Annotated in this window: 19 protein-coding genes and 1 tRNA gene; 7 read left to right on the top strand and 13 right to left on the bottom strand. The window is 52.2% G+C overall.

Features of this window, described 5'->3' with window-relative positions; genetic code table 11:
* Nucleotides 1–89: 89 nt before the first annotated feature.
* The 11 genes from rpoS to folB all read right to left on the bottom strand — a co-directional run bounded on the left by rpoS (nt 90) and on the right by folB (nt 8,205).
* On the bottom strand, nt 90–1,082 hold the full coding sequence (rpoS, locus tag E6C74_RS03420; protein ID WP_136483307.1) for an RNA polymerase sigma factor RpoS: 993 nt from the start codon (nt 1,080–1,082) through the stop codon (nt 90–92).
* Between the two features lie 69 nt (nt 1,083–1,151).
* Complete coding sequence (locus tag E6C74_RS03415) at nt 1,152–2,150, bottom strand: peptidoglycan DD-metalloendopeptidase family protein (RefSeq protein ID WP_136483306.1); 999 nt, start codon at nt 2,148–2,150, stop codon at nt 1,152–1,154.
* Nucleotides 2,150–2,776: a protein-L-isoaspartate(D-aspartate) O-methyltransferase gene (locus E6C74_RS03410; RefSeq protein ID WP_136483305.1), complete on the bottom strand. Its 627-nt coding sequence runs from the start codon at nt 2,774–2,776 to the stop codon at nt 2,150–2,152. Before E6C74_RS03410 ends, E6C74_RS03415 begins: the two co-directional genes overlap by 1 nt.
* On the bottom strand, nt 2,769–3,548 hold the full coding sequence (gene surE / locus E6C74_RS03405; protein WP_136483304.1) for a 5'/3'-nucleotidase SurE: 780 nt from the start codon (nt 3,546–3,548) through the stop codon (nt 2,769–2,771). Before surE ends, E6C74_RS03410 begins: the two co-directional genes overlap by 8 nt.
* Before the next feature lie 65 nt (nt 3,549–3,613).
* Entirely contained in the window at nt 3,614–4,660 is a 1,047-nt protein-coding gene (truD, locus tag E6C74_RS03400) for a tRNA pseudouridine(13) synthase TruD (protein WP_136483303.1), read from the bottom strand.
* 46 nt (nt 4,661–4,706) lie between these two features.
* Nucleotides 4,707–5,183, bottom strand: a complete 477-nt coding sequence (gene ispF, locus E6C74_RS03395; RefSeq protein ID WP_136483302.1) for a 2-C-methyl-D-erythritol 2,4-cyclodiphosphate synthase — start codon at nt 5,181–5,183, stop codon at nt 4,707–4,709.
* Nucleotides 5,184–5,324: 141 nt separating this feature from the next.
* Nucleotides 5,325–6,020 carry a 2-C-methyl-D-erythritol 4-phosphate cytidylyltransferase gene (ispD, locus tag E6C74_RS03390; RefSeq protein ID WP_136483301.1) on the bottom strand — a complete coding sequence of 232 codons (696 nt, stop codon included), beginning with the start codon at nt 6,018–6,020 and terminating at the stop codon, nt 5,325–5,327.
* Nucleotides 6,017–6,301 carry a cell division protein FtsB gene (gene ftsB / locus E6C74_RS03385; RefSeq protein WP_136483300.1) on the bottom strand — a complete coding sequence of 95 codons (285 nt, stop codon included), beginning with the start codon at nt 6,299–6,301 and terminating at the stop codon, nt 6,017–6,019. Before ftsB ends, ispD begins: the two co-directional genes overlap by 4 nt.
* A 243-nt stretch (nt 6,302–6,544) precedes the next feature.
* The gene (locus tag E6C74_RS03380; RefSeq protein WP_136483299.1) at nt 6,545–7,348 is read right to left on the bottom strand and encodes an undecaprenyl-diphosphate phosphatase; all 804 of its coding nucleotides are present in this window, start codon (nt 7,346–7,348) and stop codon (nt 6,545–6,547) included.
* A gap of 15 nt (nt 7,349–7,363) precedes the next feature.
* On the bottom strand, nt 7,364–7,855 hold the full coding sequence (gene folK / locus E6C74_RS03375) for a 2-amino-4-hydroxy-6-hydroxymethyldihydropteridine diphosphokinase (RefSeq protein ID WP_136483298.1): 492 nt from the start codon (nt 7,853–7,855) through the stop codon (nt 7,364–7,366).
* Nucleotides 7,852–8,205 carry a bifunctional dihydroneopterin aldolase/7,8-dihydroneopterin epimerase gene (folB, locus tag E6C74_RS03370; protein ID WP_136483297.1) on the bottom strand — a complete coding sequence of 118 codons (354 nt, stop codon included), beginning with the start codon at nt 8,203–8,205 and terminating at the stop codon, nt 7,852–7,854. Before folB ends, folK begins: the two co-directional genes overlap by 4 nt.
* Nucleotides 8,206–8,394: 189 nt before the next feature.
* On the opposite strand from folB, the gene plsY reads away from it, so the two are divergent.
* Complete coding sequence (gene plsY, locus E6C74_RS03365; RefSeq protein ID WP_136483296.1) at nt 8,395–8,997, top strand: glycerol-3-phosphate 1-O-acyltransferase PlsY; 603 nt, start codon at nt 8,395–8,397, stop codon at nt 8,995–8,997.
* A gap of 93 nt (nt 8,998–9,090) precedes the next feature.
* Here the strand turns inward: plsY and E6C74_RS03360 are convergent, their stop codons facing one another.
* Together E6C74_RS03360 and tsaD are read right to left on the bottom strand one after the other, a co-directional pair.
* Nucleotides 9,091–9,906 carry an alpha/beta fold hydrolase gene (locus E6C74_RS03360; RefSeq protein ID WP_136483295.1) on the bottom strand — a complete coding sequence of 272 codons (816 nt, stop codon included), beginning with the start codon at nt 9,904–9,906 and terminating at the stop codon, nt 9,091–9,093.
* A 261-nt stretch (nt 9,907–10,167) separates the two neighbouring features.
* A complete protein-coding gene (gene tsaD / locus E6C74_RS03355) occupies nt 10,168–11,193 on the bottom strand; it encodes a tRNA (adenosine(37)-N6)-threonylcarbamoyltransferase complex transferase subunit TsaD (protein ID WP_136483294.1) in 1,026 nt (341 codons plus the stop codon).
* Nucleotides 11,194–11,426: 233 nt separating this feature from the next.
* On the opposite strand from tsaD, the gene rpsU reads away from it, so the two are divergent.
* The 6 genes from rpsU (at nt 11,427) to E6C74_RS03325 (ending at nt 17,412) form a co-directional block, all read left to right on the top strand.
* A complete protein-coding gene (rpsU, locus tag E6C74_RS03350; protein WP_001145625.1) occupies nt 11,427–11,642 on the top strand; it encodes a 30S ribosomal protein S21 in 216 nt (71 codons plus the stop codon).
* A 28-nt stretch (nt 11,643–11,670) separates the two neighbouring features.
* Nucleotides 11,671–12,114: a GatB/YqeY domain-containing protein gene (locus E6C74_RS03345; RefSeq protein WP_136483293.1), complete on the top strand. Its 444-nt coding sequence runs from the start codon at nt 11,671–11,673 to the stop codon at nt 12,112–12,114.
* Nucleotides 12,115–12,276: 162 nt separating this feature from the next.
* Nucleotides 12,277–14,028: a DNA primase gene (dnaG, locus tag E6C74_RS03340; RefSeq protein WP_136483292.1), complete on the top strand. Its 1,752-nt coding sequence runs from the start codon at nt 12,277–12,279 to the stop codon at nt 14,026–14,028.
* A gap of 97 nt (nt 14,029–14,125) precedes the next feature.
* Nucleotides 14,126–16,006, top strand: a complete 1,881-nt coding sequence (gene rpoD, locus E6C74_RS03335; protein WP_136483291.1) for an RNA polymerase sigma factor RpoD — start codon at nt 14,126–14,128, stop codon at nt 16,004–16,006.
* A gap of 140 nt (nt 16,007–16,146) precedes the next feature.
* A tRNA-Ile gene (locus E6C74_RS03330) sits at nt 16,147–16,222 on the top strand.
* A 98-nt stretch (nt 16,223–16,320) separates the two neighbouring features.
* Nucleotides 16,321–17,412 carry a site-specific integrase gene (locus tag E6C74_RS03325; protein ID WP_136483290.1) on the top strand — a complete coding sequence of 364 codons (1,092 nt, stop codon included), beginning with the start codon at nt 16,321–16,323 and terminating at the stop codon, nt 17,410–17,412.
* Nucleotides 17,413–17,428 lie beyond the last annotated feature (16 nt).

Raw genomic sequence — 17,428 nt, 5'->3', positions numbered from 1 at the left:
CGCAGTAAGGTACAATTCAGCAGGGTACAATGCCGTAAGAACAATATCGACCGTAAAGAACAATATCGGTAAAAGGTATCACTAACGGATTATTGCTCGTTTTCTACGTTAAACAGCGATTCCATATTCAGACCCTGTTTCATCAGGATTTCACGCAGACGACGCAGGCCTTCGACCTGGATCTGACGTACCCGCTCACGGGTCAGGTTAATTTCGCGACCGACTTCTTCCAGCGTAGAAGGTTCATAACCGAGCAGGCCAAAACGGCGCGCCAGCACTTCTTTCTGTTTCGGATTCAGTTCATCCAGCCAGGCAACCAGTGAGTCACGGATGTCATCGTCCTGAGTCGAGACTTCCGGGTCCGAGTTGTTGATGTCCGGAATAATGTCGAGCAGCGCTTTGTCGCCGTCACCACCAATCGGCGTATCCACTGAGCTGATACGCTCATTGAGGCGCAGCATTTTGCTGACATCATCCACCGGTTTATCCAGTTCCAGTGCGATCTCTTCTGCCGTTGGCTCGTGATCGAGTTTTTGCGACAGTTCACGCGCAGTACGCAGGTAAATGTTGAGCTCTTTGACGACGTGAATAGGCAGACGAATGGTACGGGTCTGGTTCATCAGCGCACGTTCAATGGTCTGGCGGATCCACCAGGTGGCGTAGGTCGAGAAACGGAAGCCGCGTTCCGGATCAAATTTTTCCACCGCACGGATCAGACCCAGGTTGCCTTCTTCAATCAGATCAAGCAGAGCCAGACCACGATTGCTGTAACGGCGTGAGATCTTGACCACCAGGCGCAGGTTACTTTCGATCATACGTTTGCGTGCCGCTTCATCGCCACGCAGAGCACGGCGGGCATACAAAACTTCTTCTTCGGCGGTTAAAAGTGGTGAGAAACCAATCTCACTCAGATACATCTGAGTGGCATCCAGACTCTTCGTCGATGCGTCAAATTCTTCGCGAATCTCTTCAGATTGGTCTTTACTGTTAGTGAGTTGTTCTTCAGCTTCCGCGGCATTCATTGCTTCAGCATCGAATTCAAACTCTTCGTCGACTTTAGTGGCTGTATTGCTGATACTCATAGCGCCTCCCCTGGCGAGCTAGCAAGACATTACTACTGCTTAATGTCACATGACTCTGAACAAGTATGTTTATGGTAAGTAGCGTTTTGGATTCACTGACTTACCTTGATAACGAATTTCAAAATGCAAGCGAACACTACTGGCTCCTGAACTGCCCATTGTGGCTATCTTCTGGCCGGCGTTTACACTTTGTCCTTCTTTAACCAGCAACCGATCGTTGTGGGCATAAGCACTCAGATAATGATCGTTGTGCTTGATAATGACTAGATTGCCATATCCGCGTAGTGCACTGCCCGAATAAACCACTGTTCCTGCTGCGGTGGACATGATGGACTGACCGCGCTGTCCTGCGATGTCGATCCCCTTGTTGCCTTGATCCCCAGCGGAAAAGTTCTGAATCACCCGACCTTTAGTCGGCCACATCCACTTCGCTACTTTAGCACTCGAACTCGCTGGCTTAGCGTTGGAACTCGCTGGCCTGGCGTTCGATTGAGCTACCTTAGCGTTCGAAGATGAAGATTCACTTACTTTTTTGTTAACAGTTTGTTTATTTACAGAACCAACATACTCCTTTGGTTTTGATTGTTCAACACCCTTATTTGGGTATTTTTTAACCTGATCAGCGGTTACATTAGCAGTTTGTGATATTGATGCGGTATTAGAGCCATTGCTCGTTTTGATCGGTTTAGCAGCAGAAGCCGCTGCTTTAGCCGGCGCTGATGCGGCCGCAGCCACAGCAACCGCTGGACCAGCTCCGGTGCCGCCATAAGCGGGAGGCGTGTAGGCAGGCTGCCAGAGCTTAAGTTTCTGTCCCGGGTGAATGGTGTAAGGTTTCGGCAGATTATTGTAACGAATGATGTCATTAACGTTCTTATCGGTAATATAGGCGATGTAGTACAAGGTATCGCCACGGCGAACCTCATAGTAGCTGCCACGATAACTGCCACGTTCGATAGAGGTGTAATCTTTCTTCAGTCCCGATACCGGCGCAGGGGTATGCGCTACGCAGCCTATCATCAGACTGCACAGCCCTGCGACCAGTAAACTTCGGCACCAAAGCGGGCGCATCAGGCCAGATCACCAGAAACTAAAGGCACAAAACGCACCATCTCCACCACATGGGTGTCGAAATGGTCACCATGGCGAACAATCAGCAGCAGTTGCTGCTCTTCTTCACCGACCGGGATCACCAGACGTCCGCCGTCAGCCAGTTGATCCAGCAGAGCCTGCGGAACAACGGGAGCGGCAGCGGTCACAATGATGGCATCAAACGGCCCTTTCGCCGCCCAGCCCTGCCAGCCGTCACCGTGTTTGGTGGAAACATTATAAATATCGAGCTGCTTAAGACGGCGCTTGGCTTCCCACTGCAGCGACTTTATCCGCTCCACCGAACAGACATGATCGACCAGTTGTGCCAGCACTGCGGTCTGGTAACCAGAGCCTGTGCCGACTTCCAGCACCTTACTGTCACGCTGCAACCCGAGCATCTGGGTCATTTTCGCCACGATGTAAGGCTGGGAAATGGTCTGACCCTGACCGATCGGCAAAGCGTTATTATCATAGGCCTGATGCATCATCGCCTGCGACACGAACTTTTCCCGTGGCAGAGCGTGGATGGCGGCCAGTACTTTCTCATCACTAATACCGTGACCGGATAACAGTTGAATCAGTTTGTCCGCTTTCGGATTAGTCATCCGCACCTTCCTTTCCCTTGGTCATCAACCAGTCGTTCATCGCGCCCAGCGACTCATGGGCCGTCAGATCCACCTGCAGCGGAGTAATCGACACAAAACCATGCTCAACCGCATGGAAATCGGTGCCTTCACCGGCATCCTGCTCACGCCCCGGAGGACCAAGCCAGTAGATATCGTGGCCACGCGGGTCTTTCTGTTTAATCATATTCTCGGCATGGTGACGGGCACCCAGGCGCGTGACCTTCTGGCCTTGCAGTTTGGCCAACGGCACATCCGGAATGTTGACATTGATTAATCGGTTGGTCGGAATCGGAGAAGATAAATGTTGCTCAACCAGCTGACGGGCAATTTTCCCCGCGGTGGCAAAATGATGTTTTCCGACCAGAGAAAACGCAATCGACTGCACGCCGAGGAAATGGCCTTCCATCGCCGCCGCAACCGTGCCTGAATAAAGCACGTCATCGCCGAGGTTAGCGCCGTGGTTGATACCACTCAGCACCAGATCCGGCAAATCATCTTTCATCAGCTCGTTTAACGCAAAATGCACGCAGTCGGTCGGCGTGCCCTGCACTGAATAGGTATTCGGTTCAATCTTGGTGACGCGTAATGGCTGCTCTAAGGTCAGAGAGTTCGACGCTCCGCTGCGGTTGCGATCCGGGGCGACAATCACGATTTCAGCCATATCTGCCAGCGCATAAGCCAGAGCACGAATGCCCTCCGCGTATACGCCATCATCATTACTGAGCAGAATTTTTAATTTTTTATCACTCATCCGTCCGTTACGCCTGTTGATGTTCACTCATAAAACCGCTGTGTTCATTCGTAGCCACGCGGTATTCACTCATAGACCCGTTCGACGGCAATCTCTTCCACCAGCTCGCGTACAATCGAGGTCGCGAAGCTGCCGGCATCCAGCGCAAAGCGCAGGGTAATCTCATCACCGTTGACGTCCCAGCTCAGATCCTGCGGCATCATCGACACCGCACGTCGATCATGACGCATACGGTTACCGCCAATCAGCTTGAGCAGGTCCGGCTCCGCATCCAGCTGCGGCTGCTCCAGCGCCAGCGCGTCATTACGGGTTGGCAGCGCGTTGTCACCCGCCAACGCCGCAGAAATCGCCGCCTGACCTTGTTCCAGCAGCGCGTTCCATTCGCTGAGCTTATCGTCCTCAACCAATGACTGCTCCTTACCTTGCAGGGCGATGTCGCCGTCAATAAAGCGATAAAAACAGCCGGCCTCAATGCGCGCAGACACGATATGATTAAAGATCCACGAACGGGCACTGGACAGATACAGGCTACGCTGACTCTGGTTGCGGGTACGCACATTCTCTCGTCCCCAGCGCCGCGCTTCATGCAGGTTGTTGCCATCGCGGCCAAAGCGCTGATTACCAAAATAATTCGGAACGCCTTGCTGTGCAACTACTTGCAACCTTTGCAGCACATCATCCATATCGCTGACTTCACTTAAGGTCACCTCAAACCGGTTGCCCTGCAGATCGCCCGGACGCAGCTTTTTATTGTGACGCTGCATCGCCAGCACCTCAATACTCGGATACTGGGCTTCAAACTGAGCCAGATTGGGGAACTTACCCTGTGGCAGGTGAACACTCAGCCACTGCTCGGTCACCGCATGGCGGTCTTTCAGGCCGGCCCAGCTGACGTCTTTCGACTTCACGCCGCACGCTTTGGCCAGTTCATTGGCAACAAAACTGGTATTCTCACCGGTTTTGCGAATCCGGATCATTACCTGTTCGCCCTGACCACTGAACTCGTAGCCGAGCTCCTCAAACACCTTAAAGTGTTCCGGCTTGGCTTTGATTTTTGCTTTCGCTGTTGGTTTACCACATAAATAAGCCAACGATGATAAAAGATCTGTCATTTTTTATTCCGATATGTGAGCGCAGTACGCCAATCACCTGATGTGATCAGGCTTTAACCAGCAGTACCACAGCCTCACAGGCAATGCCTTCTTTACGCCCGGTAAAGCCAAGCCGCTCTGTCGTGGTGGCTTTAACATTGACGTTGGTTAATGCTGTTTCTAAATCGTGCGCGATGGCCGCACACATGGCGTCGATATGCGGCGCCATTTTCGGAGCCTGAGCCATGATAGTGACATCGCAGTTACCCAGACGGTAACCCTGCGCCTTCACCCGGCGGTAAACATCTTTGAGTAGCTCTCGGCTGTCCGCGCCTTTCCATTTCTCATCGGTATCCGGGAAATGGCGGCCGATATCACCGGCCGCAATCGCGCCAAGCAGCGCATCACACAGCGCATGCAAAGCCACGTCGCCATCGGAGTGCGCGATCAGACCTTGCTCGTAAGGCACCGCGACACCACCGATAATCACCGGTCCTTCACCACCAAATTTATGCACGTCAAAACCGTGGCCGATTCGAATCATGTTCAGTCCTTCTTCTTTTTATCGCTGCTTTTTATCGCTAATTTTTTTGAGCTATTTGTTAAGACACAGGTTGTCGCGACTCAGTTGGTCAGCCGTGGCTTAAGCTTTTTGTCTTATGCTTTTTGCCTCAAACTTTTTGTCTTAAGCTTTTTGTCTTAAGTAAAAGTCCGCCAACGCGAGATCTTCCGGCTGAGTAATTTTAATGTTATCGGCGCGGCTGGCAACCAGGCCGGGTTTGTCACCCAACCACTCGAAAGCGGACGCTTCATCGGTGATCGCTATCTGTTGCTGCAAAGCCTGAGCCAGCGCATCACGCAGTGGCCGGATGCGGAACATCTGCGGCGTCAGCGCGTGCCATAAAGCCACCCGTTCCACTGTATGGTCGATATTGCCGCTGCCGTCACCACGCTTCATGGTATCACGTACCGGCGCCGCCAGAATCGCCCCGACCGGATGTTCCTGAGCGGCCTCAATCAGGCGCGAAATATCCGCATGCTGTACACAAGGCCGGGCAGCATCATGCACCATGACCCACTGATTAGATAACTGCTGCTGGCAAAGATAGTTCAGCGCCGATAACACCGAATCGGCCCGTTCACTGCCGCCATCAACCCGCACCACGCGCGGATGAGCAGCCAGCGACAGCTCAGCAAAATAGGGATCGCCCGGACTGACAGCAATCACCACCTGACCGATAGCCGGGTGACTGAGCAGTTTTTCAACCGTATGTTCAAGCACAGTATGGCCGTGCAGAGTCAGATATTGTTTCGGCCGGTCGGCCTGCATCCGGCTGCCGACGCCGGCGGCAGGAACGATGGCAGTGATAAGGTCAGTCATGACCGGTTTTCCTCACCTATGATGCGGTAAAACGTTTCGCCATCCTTGACCATACCCAGCTCGTGGCGGGCACGCTCTTCTATCGCGTCCAGTCCCTGACGCAGATCGTCAATTTCGGCAAACATCTCCTGGTTGCGCACATGCAGGTTATTGTTCACCTGCTGCTGAACCTCGATTTCACCCGCGACCGAACGATAGTCAGCAATACCGTTTTTACCCATCCACAAGTCATACTGCAGGCAGGCAAACAACAGAGTCAGTGCCACTGCAAATACACGCATTGCCTTTCTCTCGCTTCTCTCATAAACACATACTGATTAATGGAAATGCTGCCGCCCAAAGGCAGCAGCGTATATATCGATCTATTGTCTTTAACATAGGTATTATCTTTAACATCGGTATCATCGTTAACCGATGACCATGGTTACCCGATGACCATAGTTACATGTTAAGAAAAGTTCACCACTTATACCATAAGCCCGATAGTGAGGCGAGTCAGGAGCCGGCCCGCCCCAACACTTAGCTTACTGATTGAGTAAAAAGGCAAACAACCCGATACCTAATAATAAACGGTAAATCACGAACGGTGTCATGCCCATGCGAGAAATCAACTTCAGAAAAAAGAAGATACACAAATAAGCACTGACAAAAGAGGTCGCAATTCCGGTCAGCATAAAACCGGCATGGACAGGCGCACCACTGGTCACCAGCTGCATACCAAGATAGCTGGCTGCCAGCACAATGATCGGAATCGACATCAGAAATGAAAAACGTGCGGCTGCCTCGCGGGTAAAACCGAGATACAGCGCTGCAGTGATAGTGATACCAGAGCGGGAAGTGCCGGGAATGATCGCGACCGCCTGAGCCAGACCGATAAACAGCGCCTTTTTCCAGCCGGCCTGATATTCATCATCCTGCGCGACGGAGTATTTATCGACATACCACAGCAGCAGACCAAACACGATAGTCGTGGTCGCTATCACCCACGCACTGCGCAGATAGGTTTCCACCACATCTTTCATCACCAGGCCAAACACGCAAGCAGGGATCGTCGCCAGCACGATCATCCAGGCCAAAGTGACCTCTTTGCCGCGCTGACCTTTGAAAATCGATCCGAAAAACGCCCGTAACAGGGTGATGACCTCACGCCGAAAATAAATCACCACCGCTGCCAGCGTACCGGCGTGCACTGCCACGTCGAACGCCAACCCCTGATCGGCCCAGCCAAAAATGGCCGAAGGCAAAATAAGGTGCGCGGAACTGGAAATGGGTAGAAATTCGGTTAAGCCCTGAATTAAAGCCAACATGAAAGCTTCAAAATAACTCATTGTATTCTCTTATTATTAATTAACTGAGAACCAAAGCTCCACAGGCTTAAGCGCCTCCAGCCCTTTGGCTTGCTGCCACACCTGTGCGATCGTTTGCTGATCGCCGGGAATGGACAACGCCGGACACAGCTCATACAAAGGCTGTATCACAAAGGGATATTGATAAATGTCCGGGCGGGGCAACTTGGGTGCCGCGGGCGACACAGTGTCTCCATACAGAATGATGTCGAGATCAAGCGTCCTGTCCTGAAATTTCTGCGCCTGGCTGTCACGGCCCCAGCGCAGTTCAATATCACGCAGGGTTTGAGACAGCTCTGACAAATTTAGTTCCGTCTGCAATTCAACCACCAGATTAAAAAAGGCATGGCTGTCAAATCCGACCGATTCACACTCATAGATAGTGGAAAGGCGCAGCCCTTCCCCTAACCCGGCCAGCTCGTTAATCGCGGCCTCTATGTGTTTGTGACGCTGCAGATTGGAACCCACGCCCACATAGGTGGTGATCATGCTTTTCCTCGCTCAATGATCACACCCACGCCTTTGGCCTGAGCCACTGCACCCGGCTTAGTGAGGCGAATCCGGATCCAAGGCACCGAGAAACGGCTCATAATGATCTCTGCCACTTCTTCTGCCACGCGTTCCACTAACAGGAAACGGCCGTTTTCAATGTGATCGATCACCGCCTGACTGACCTGAGAATAGTCCAGGGCATCCGCCACATCGTCACTCAGCCCGGCAGGCTTATTGTCGTGTGCCATTTCCAGATCCAGTACAAGCTTCTGCTTGATCTCTTGTTCCCAGTCATACACACCGATGGTGGTGATCACTTCCAATTGCTCGATAAAAACTTTATCCATCTTTCTATTACATCCTTTTTACAGGTCGGATACCCTATTTGAGGAAAAAAACGTATTATTCTGCTGAATCGCGTTATCATATACCTAAACCACCTCAAGATGCGAAATCCGGACAGAATTTTTACTTTGAGCTTGGTTAACAAGGACTTGTGAACCGATCTTCCGGTAAATCTTCACTTTGAGGAAATTATGACGCCACTGGCACTCATTATGATCATTTCTGCTTACCTGCTGGGATCCGTCTCCAGTGCGGTGTTGATCTGCAAAATGACCGGACTGCCAGATCCGCGCGCCGTCGGCTCGCATAATCCGGGCGCGACCAATGTGCTGCGTATCGGCAGCAAAAAGACCGCGGCGGCCGTGCTGCTGTGTGACATGCTCAAAGGCACCATTCCGGTCTGGAGTGCGTATTTTCTCGGCATTGATGCGCTGCTGCTGGGCGTGATCGCGATCGCTGCCTGCCTTGGCCATATGTATCCGCTGTTTTTTCATTTTAAAGGTGGTAAAGGGGTCGCTACAGCACTGGGGGCGATCGCACCGATCGGACTCGATCTGACTGCGATGATCATGGCCACCTGGCTGGTGATCGCGGTGATCTTTCGCTACTCTTCTCTGGCCGCACTGGTCACCGTACTGCTGGCACCGTTTTATACCTGGATGGTCAAACCGCATTACACCCTGCCGGTAGCGATGCTGTGCTGCCTTATCGTGCTGCGCCATCATCAGAATATTAAACGCCTGATCAGCGGCACCGAGCCGAAAGTCGGCACCAAACACCGGGATCTCGACTAACCGGGCAGACCCGCAGTAAACGCGAGCGCGGCCGTGAGGTTCAGATCTAAAAAAAGGCCGTAACGGCCTTTTTTATTGGTGTTGCAGAGTGACTTATTTCAGCGCCTTGGCCAAAAAGCGTTGCAGCATTTCCGTCACGAACTGCGGCTGCTCCAGATTACTGATGTGGCCGGCCTGCGGGATCACCACCAGTTCACTGCCGCTAATGCTGTCCTGCATCAGATACGATTCCAGCACCGGACGCGGGCTGTCTTCAGCGCCAACCGCAATCAGTACCGGCAGCGCAAACTTCTCGACCTCTTCCATCAGGTCACGACGACCAAATACCATCCGCCCGATACGCGCCACTTCCACCGCCTGCTCACCGCTCAGAGCGGCCAGATGCTGTTTAAAGTCCTGCACCAGTTGCGGCGTCGTTTGCGCTGCCTGCTTGGCAAAAAACATCGGTGCCACCGTCTCGACAATCGGCTCCGGCACCGCTTGCAGTGCAGTAATGGTATCCAGCATGTGGAAGTACTTCGCATGGGTCACTTCCGGCTCCAGGCCGACAAAAGTATCCATCATTACCAGGGCGTTGACGCGCTGCGGCGCCAACGCCGTGAGCTCTGCGCCCCACATACCGCCCACCGACAGGCCAACGATGGTGAAGGCCTCAATGCCGAGATGATCCATCAGCGCCAGAATATGTTGGGCATAATCACTCAGGCTGCGCATCGATGCCGGCGCCGGTTGCGACTGACCATGCGCCCACAGGTCAGGCACGATACAGCGGTATTTTGCGCTCAGCGCTTCGACCTGCGGCGCCCACATCGCGCTGTCCCACAGATAACTGTGGCCAAACACAATCACTTCACCCTCGCCCTGATCAAGATAATGCATCTGCTGGCCGTCATGGGTAAACATCGTCATGGTCATTATTCCTTTCTTGGTCTGGCAATCAGCATCGTGGCTAATTGCTGTTGTCACTGATAACTATTGTTACTAATAACTATTGTTACTAATAACTGTTGTCACTGATTACGATTGCCGCTGAGTGATGGGATTGCATCGGATCTTACTGACTGACCACACATCACCCGCGCTCAGATAAAAAAACGGCCGCCGCAGCGACCGCCCTTCTTTATTTAACACTGATCCGATCCGAGATTTAAAATCAAACCGAACCGAGGATTAAGCGTCAGCCGCAATCGGCGTCAGTTGATCAATCGGCCAGCGCGGACGCGCATCCAGGCTCAGATCCGTGGTATCACCGTTCTTGAGACGCTGCATCCCGGCATAAGCGATCATCGCACCGTTGTCGGTACAGAATTCCGTGCGCGGGTAGTACACCTCACCGCCGATTTTGTGTGCCAGTTTACCAAGCGACTCACGCAGCTGCTTGTTGGCACTCACGCCGCCGGCAATCACGATACGTTTCATCCCGGTTTGTTCCAGGGCACGTTTACACTTGATCACCAGCGTGTCACACACCGCTTCCTGGAACGCATAGGCGATATCGGCGCGGGTCTGCTCATCATCACCATTGCTGGCAATGGTATTGGCAGTAAAGGTTTTCAGGCCGGAAAAGCTCATGTCCAGACCCGGACGGTCGGTCATCGGACGCGGAAACTTAAAGCGGCCCGGCGTCCCCTTCTCCGCCAGACGCGCCAGCAGCGGGCCGCCCGGATAATCCAGCCCCATCAGTTTCGCGGTTTTATCAAACGCTTCACCGGCCGCATCATCAATCGACTCACCGAGGATCTGATATTCACCAATGCCTTTCACTTCCACCATCATTGAGTGGCCGCCGGACACCAGTACCGCGACAAACGGGAACGGTGGCGGGTTATCTTCCAGCATCGGCGCCAGCAGGTGGCCTTCCATGTGATGCACAGGCACCGCCGGCACATTCCAGGCGTACGCCAGGCTGCGGCCGATTGTGGCGCCAACCAGCAGCGCGCCCACCAGGCCCGGGCCGGCCGTGTAAGCCACACCGTCAATATCGGCCGGCGTCAAATTGGCATCGGCCATCGCCGCTTTAATCAGAGGAATGGTTTTTTTCACGTGGTCGCGTGAGGCCAGTTCCGGCACCACACCACCGTAGTCTGCATGAAGTTTGACCTGACTATAGAGTTTGTGCGCCAGCAATCCGTTCTCGTCGTCATAAATCGCTATACCCGTCTCATCACAAGAGGTTTCAATACCAATAATGCGCATAGTTTTCTCAGCGTGCTTTCATCTATAATTAGAAATTGGCGCCATGTTACCTCGGCTTGGCTTTACAAACAAATTTTGTACAGACTGTAGTCGACAAAATGCTTTACAAAGCCCTGTCGATCGGATTAAAATTCGGCACCATTTTTGATCAAGCTGGTAGATAGACTAAGCAAATTATTGTTTCGGTCACTGAACTCCAGCGTTAACGAATTAACCCCTGAGGTGAAAGGCATATGCCAGTAGTTAAAGTACGTGAAAACGAACCGTTCGACGTAGCACTGCGTCGTTTCAAGCGCTCTTGCGAAAAAGCAGGTATCCTTTCTGAAGTGCGTCGTCGTGAGCACTACGAAAAACCAACTACAGTTCGCAAACGCGCTAAAGCAGCAGCTCAAAAGCGTCACGCTAAGAAGCTTGCTCGCGAAAACGCTCGTCGCGTTCGCCTGTACTAATAACTGATTCCTTACTTAGGAATTTGTTATGGCTCTGATTGACACGCTCAAAGAAGAGCAAAAATTAGCGATGAAAGCCAAGGACAAAACGCGCCTTGGCACTATCCGTTTAGCTTTGTCAGCCATTAAGCAACGTGAAGTTGACGAACAGATTACTCTGTCCGACGACGACATTCTTGCTGTGCTGACGAAAATGGTTAAACAGCGTCGCGATTCTGTTGCGCAATTTGAAGCAGCCGGTCGTCAAGACCTCGCTGATGCGGAAAAAGCCGAAATTACAGTACTTGAGGATTTTATGCCTCAACCACTGACCGAAGACGAAGTGTCTGCACTGATTGACAGCGCAATCACCGAATCAGAAGCAGCGGGCATGCAAGACATGGGTAAAGTAATGGCTGTGCTGAAACCGCAAATTCAAGGGCGCGCAGATATGGGTAAAGTAAGCGGTTTAGTTCGCGCTAAGCTGGCTTAATACCACGCCCAATTGCAGCAAGCCGTGCTATTCTTCGGAACGCACGGCTTGTTTGTATCTATACTCCTGGCCTTTGCAGACCCGAACCTCAGCCTTAACCGCGAGGCTCGCCGCCTATCCGGCCGGATGTAATTTTTCGTTTAGCTCTTTGTTTTAGGTTTTATGGCAGGACAGATCCCTCGTAGTTTCATTGATGACCTCCTCGCTCGACTTGATATCGTCGACATCATTGACGCACGTGTAAAACTTAAAAAAAAGGGTAAAAACTACAGCGCCTGCTGCCCGTTCCACAACGAGAAAACCCCCTCTTTCAGCGTCAGCCAGGAAAAACAGTTTTATCACTGTTTCGGTTGCGGCGTACACGGTAATGCCATCGACTTTATGATGGAGTACGAGCGACTGGAATTTCCGGAAGCGATTGAAGAGTTGGCCTCCTTTCTCGGCCTGGATGTACCGCGCGAAGCGCGCTCCAACGGCAGCTTCAATAACAGCAGTAATGCCCCGCGCGCCAGCAGTGAAGAAAAGCGTAACCTGTACGACTTAATGGGCAACATTGCCCAGTTCTACCGTCAGCAGCTAAAAGTTGCCACCAACCGCACCGCCATCGATTACCTGAAAAACCGCGGTTTATCCGGTGAAATCGTACAGAAGTTCGGTATCGGCTACATCGCTGACGAGTGGGACCAAGTGCGTAAAAACTTCGGTCAGAGCCGCCATAACCAGGACATGCTGGTCTCCGGTGGCATGCTGATTGAGAACGAAAAAGGCAACCGCTACGACCGTTTCCGCGGCCGTATCATGTTCCCGATCCGTGACCGGCGTGGCCGGGTGATCGGCTTTGGTGGCCGGGTGCTGGGTGACGGTACACCGAAATACCTCAACTCGCCGGAAACGCCGATTTTCCACAAAGGTAAAGAGCTGTACGGCCTGTATGAGGTGTTGCAGGCTTACCGTGAACCACCGCAGATTCTGGTGGTCGAAGGTTATATGGATGTGGTGGCACTGGCGCAGTATGGTATCGACTACTCCGTCGCTTCTCTGGGTACCTCAACCACAGGTGACCACTTGCAACTGCTGTTCCGCCAGACCAACACCGTCGTGTGTTGTTACGACGGTGACCGTGCCGGCCGTGAAGCTGCCTGGCGCGCGCTGGAGAATGCGCTCAGCTACCTGAAAAGTGGCAACATTCTCAAGTTCCTGTTCCTGCCCGATGGCGAGGACCCGGACAGCTACGTGCGTAAATACGGCAAAGACGCCTTTGAACAGCAGATGCACAACGCAGAGCCGCTGTCTAAGTACCTGTTCTCCAATCTGCTCAGCCAGGTGGACACCAGTACTTATGAAGGCAAAGCCGCCTTACAGGCGATGGCACTGCCACTGATTAACCAGATTCCGGATGAATCGCTGCAGGATCAGCTGCTGCGCATACTGGAGCAGAAGACCGGCATTTATAAAAAGCCGAGCGTGCCGGCGGCCGCGAACCCGCGCCCGCAGCCACACAAAGAGATTAAACGCACCCCGATGCGTGAAGTCATCGCTTTGCTTCTGCAAAATCCGAGCTATGCTGAAATAGTACCTGATCTTTCCAGCGTGAAAGAGCTCGCTATACCTGGGTTGAGTTTGTTGGTCGCAGTGCTTGAAAACTGTCGACAAAACCCCCATATATCAACAGGCCAATTACTTGAACATTGGCGCAACGAAAATCATGAGGCACTTCTGTCTCGTCTGGCGAGCTGGGAGATACCGCTCGTCGAAGACAATCAGGAAGAACTATTTTTAGACTCACTGGACAAGATTCTTGCTCAGTGCGTAGAGAAACAAATTGACAACTTGCAGGCTAAAGAGAGAAGCGTCGGTTTATCAAGCGACGAAAAAAGGGAGCTAGTAGCGTTAATGCTAGAATTAAAAGCGTAACCCAGTTTAAATAGTCAGCAACGAATAAATTTGTTAGTATACGTGGTTTGCATTTCGCATACTATTCCTTCACCAGATACGAAGTTGGATACCGTCTATGGATCAAAGTCCGCAGTCACAGCTTAAAGTACTTGTCTTAAAAGGCAAGGAACAAGGCTATCTGACCTACGCCGAAGTAAATGACCACCTACCTGCCGAGATCGTCGATTCTGAGCAGGTAGAAGATATTATTCAGATGATCAACGACATGGGCATCAAGGTAGTAGAAACTGCCCCAGATGCCGATGATCTTGCGTTAAACGACGACGATACGATCACTGATGAAGATGCAGCAGAAGCCGCTGCCGCTGCGCTGTCCAGCGTAGAAAGCGAGATTGGTCGTACGACCGATCCAGTCCGCATGTACATGCGTGAAATGGGTACAGTAGAACTACTGACTCGTGAAGGTGAAATTGATATTGCCAAGCGCATTGAAGATGGTATCAACCAGGTTCAAAGCGCGGTCGCTGAATACCCGGGCACCATCCCTTACATCCTGGAACAGTTTGATAAAGTCCAGGCTGAAGAGCTGCGCCTGACCGACCTGATCTCAGGTTTTGTCGATCCGAATGAAGAAGAGAGCACTGCGCCAACTGCGACGCACATCGGTTCTGAACTGACCGAAGCCGACCTCAAAGATGAAGACGACAAAAACATCGACGACGATGAAGACGACGAAGATGAAGACGGTGACGGCGATTCAAGCGACGACAGCGAAGAAGAAGTCGGTATCGACCCTGAGCTGGCTCTGGAAAAATTCACGCAACTGCGCAACAAATTCCAGAACCTGCAACTGGCGATCAACGAGCACGGTAACGAAAGTTCGCACGCTCAGGAAGCAACTGATCTGGTACTGGACGTATTCCGTGAATTCCGTCTGACACCTAAACAGTTCGACCACCTGGTGGAAACACTGCGCACTTCCATGGATCGCGTTCGCACTCAAGAACGTCTGATCATGCGTTCTGTGGTTGAAGTGGCTAAGATGCCGAAAAAATCGTTCATCGCGGTTTTCACTGGCAACGAGTCAAGCGAAGCGTGGCTGGATCAAGTACTCGCGTCTGACAAACCGTACGCGGAAAAAATCCGTCGTAACGAAGAAGACATTCGCCGTTCAATCCAGAAACTGCAGATCATCGAACAAGAGACTTCTTTGAGTGTAGTACGCATCAAAGACATCAGCCGTCGCATGTCGATCGGTGAAGCGAAAGCCCGCCGCGCGAAGAAAGAGATGGTGGAAGCGAACTTACGTCTGGTTATTTCTATCGCCAAGAAATACACCAACCGTGGTCTGCAATTCCTCGATCTGATTCAGGAAGGTAACATCGGCCTGATGAAAGCGGTGGATAAGTTTGAATACCGTCGTGGTTACAAGTTCTCAACTTACGCCACATGGTGGATTCGTCAGGCGATCACCCGTTCTATCGCCGACCAGGCGCGCACTATCCGTATTCCGGTTCACATGATCGAAACGATCAACAAACTGAACCGCATCTCTCGTCAGATGCTACAGGAAATGGGCCGTGAGCCACTGCCGGAAGAACTGGCAGAACGCATGCAAATGCCGGAAGACAAGATCCGTAAAGTACTGAAAATTGCCAAAGAGCCAATCTCAATGGAGACACCAATCGGTGACGACGAAGATTCGCATCTGGGCGATTTCATCGAGGATACCACCCTCGAGCTGCCACTGGACTCAGCGACATCAACCAGCCTGAAAGGCGCGACCCGCGACGTTCTGGCCGGCCTGACGCCACGTGAAGCCAAAGTACTGCGTATGCGTTTTGGTATCGACATGAACACTGACCACACGCTAGAAGAAGTGGGCAAACAGTTCGACGTCACCCGTGAACGTATTCGTCAGATCGAAGCCAAAGCACTGCGTAAGCTTCGCCACCCAAGCCGCTCAGAAACTCTGCGCAGCTTCCTGGACGAATAATCGACCAAGACTGAAAAAAGGTGAGCTCTGGCTCACCTTTTTTATTGCCTGTTGTGCTAAGTGAATAAAAACTAAGCGCAATTGGCCACCCTAGCGTCTAGACACCCCGTAAAGCTTCCCCTATAATCTTTGACCTGTATGGCCCCTTAGCTCAGTGGTTAGAGCAGTCGACTCATAATCGATTGGTCCCCAGTTCAAGTCTGGGAGGGGCCACCATTCAAATCAAGCACTTATCGCTTACCCTTCTTTGAATGTTGCCTTTTATTTCGTCCCGAGGTACAAAATCAGTACAGTACGCATTCGGGAGTACTCACATGGCAACTTTAGTTAAAACCTCTTCAGGTACCTGGAAAGCCGTTATTCGAAAAACCGGCTGGCCAACGACGTCTAAAACTTTTCGTCTCAAACGCGATGCCGAGGATTGGGCAAGACGCACTGAAGATGAAATTGTACGTGGCGTGTATATCAAACGTTCCTCATCTGAACGACTCACCATTGAAGAAGCATTAAAACGCTACCTGGCAGAAATCTCACCGACCAAACGACCGGCGACCGCTGCCTGTGATGCGAGACATTCCAAACCGATCATCAAAGCCCTGGGAAAATACTCCCTGGCTGCCCTGACTCCCGAAATCATTGCCAAGTATCGAGACGACCGGTTAGCTGGCCTGGACCGTTGCGACGCCAGAGGTAACCCAGATCCCAAACCGCGCTCAGCGAATACCGTGCGCATAGACCTGGCCCTGCTCAGTCACCTGTACAACATTGCGATTAAAGAATGGGGGATCGGCCTGGCCATTAACCCGGTCCAGAATATTCGCAAGCCCTCCCCGCCTTCTGGCCGGGAGCGACGCTTGACCGAGGAAGAAGAGTTACAGCTCCTGGACGCCGTTGAGGCGCACACCAACCCGATGCTGGCCTGGATTGTCCGTATCGCGCTGGAAACCGGTATGCGTTCCTCAGAAATCACCTCTCTGCGCCGCTCTCAGGTTGATTTGAAAAAGCGTGTGGTTTTCCTGGTCGAAACCAAAAACACCATGCCGAGAACCGTTCCGCTCTCTCTCCTGGCGTTAGAATCCTTTAAGCAAGCGATTAATAATCCGGTACGGCCTATTGATACCGACCTGATTTTCTTTGGCGAACCAGGAAAAGACGGCAAGCGTCGCCCGTATAACTTCAACAAGGTATGGATGAAGATCAAAGCCAAGATTGGCCTGAAGGATTTTAAATTCCACGACCTGCGCCACGAGAGCGTCAGCCGTTTAGTGGAAGGCGGATTAAGTGATCAGCAAGTCGCCGCCATCAGCGGCCATAAATCCATGCAGATGCTACGCCGCTACACGCACCTAAGAGCCGAAGACCTGGTTGAAGAACTGGACGCAATTGCCAAAGGGAAAAAGGCTTAGCCAACACCGCCCCTCA

The sequence above is a fragment of the Vibrio sp. H11 genome (assembly GCF_004804295.1).
In the GTDB taxonomy this organism is placed as follows: Bacteria; Pseudomonadota; Gammaproteobacteria; order Enterobacterales; family Vibrionaceae; genus Vibrio; species Vibrio ostreae.
Note: the sequence above shows the minus strand (reverse complement) of the source record. Positions and strands in the feature narration are given on the sequence as shown.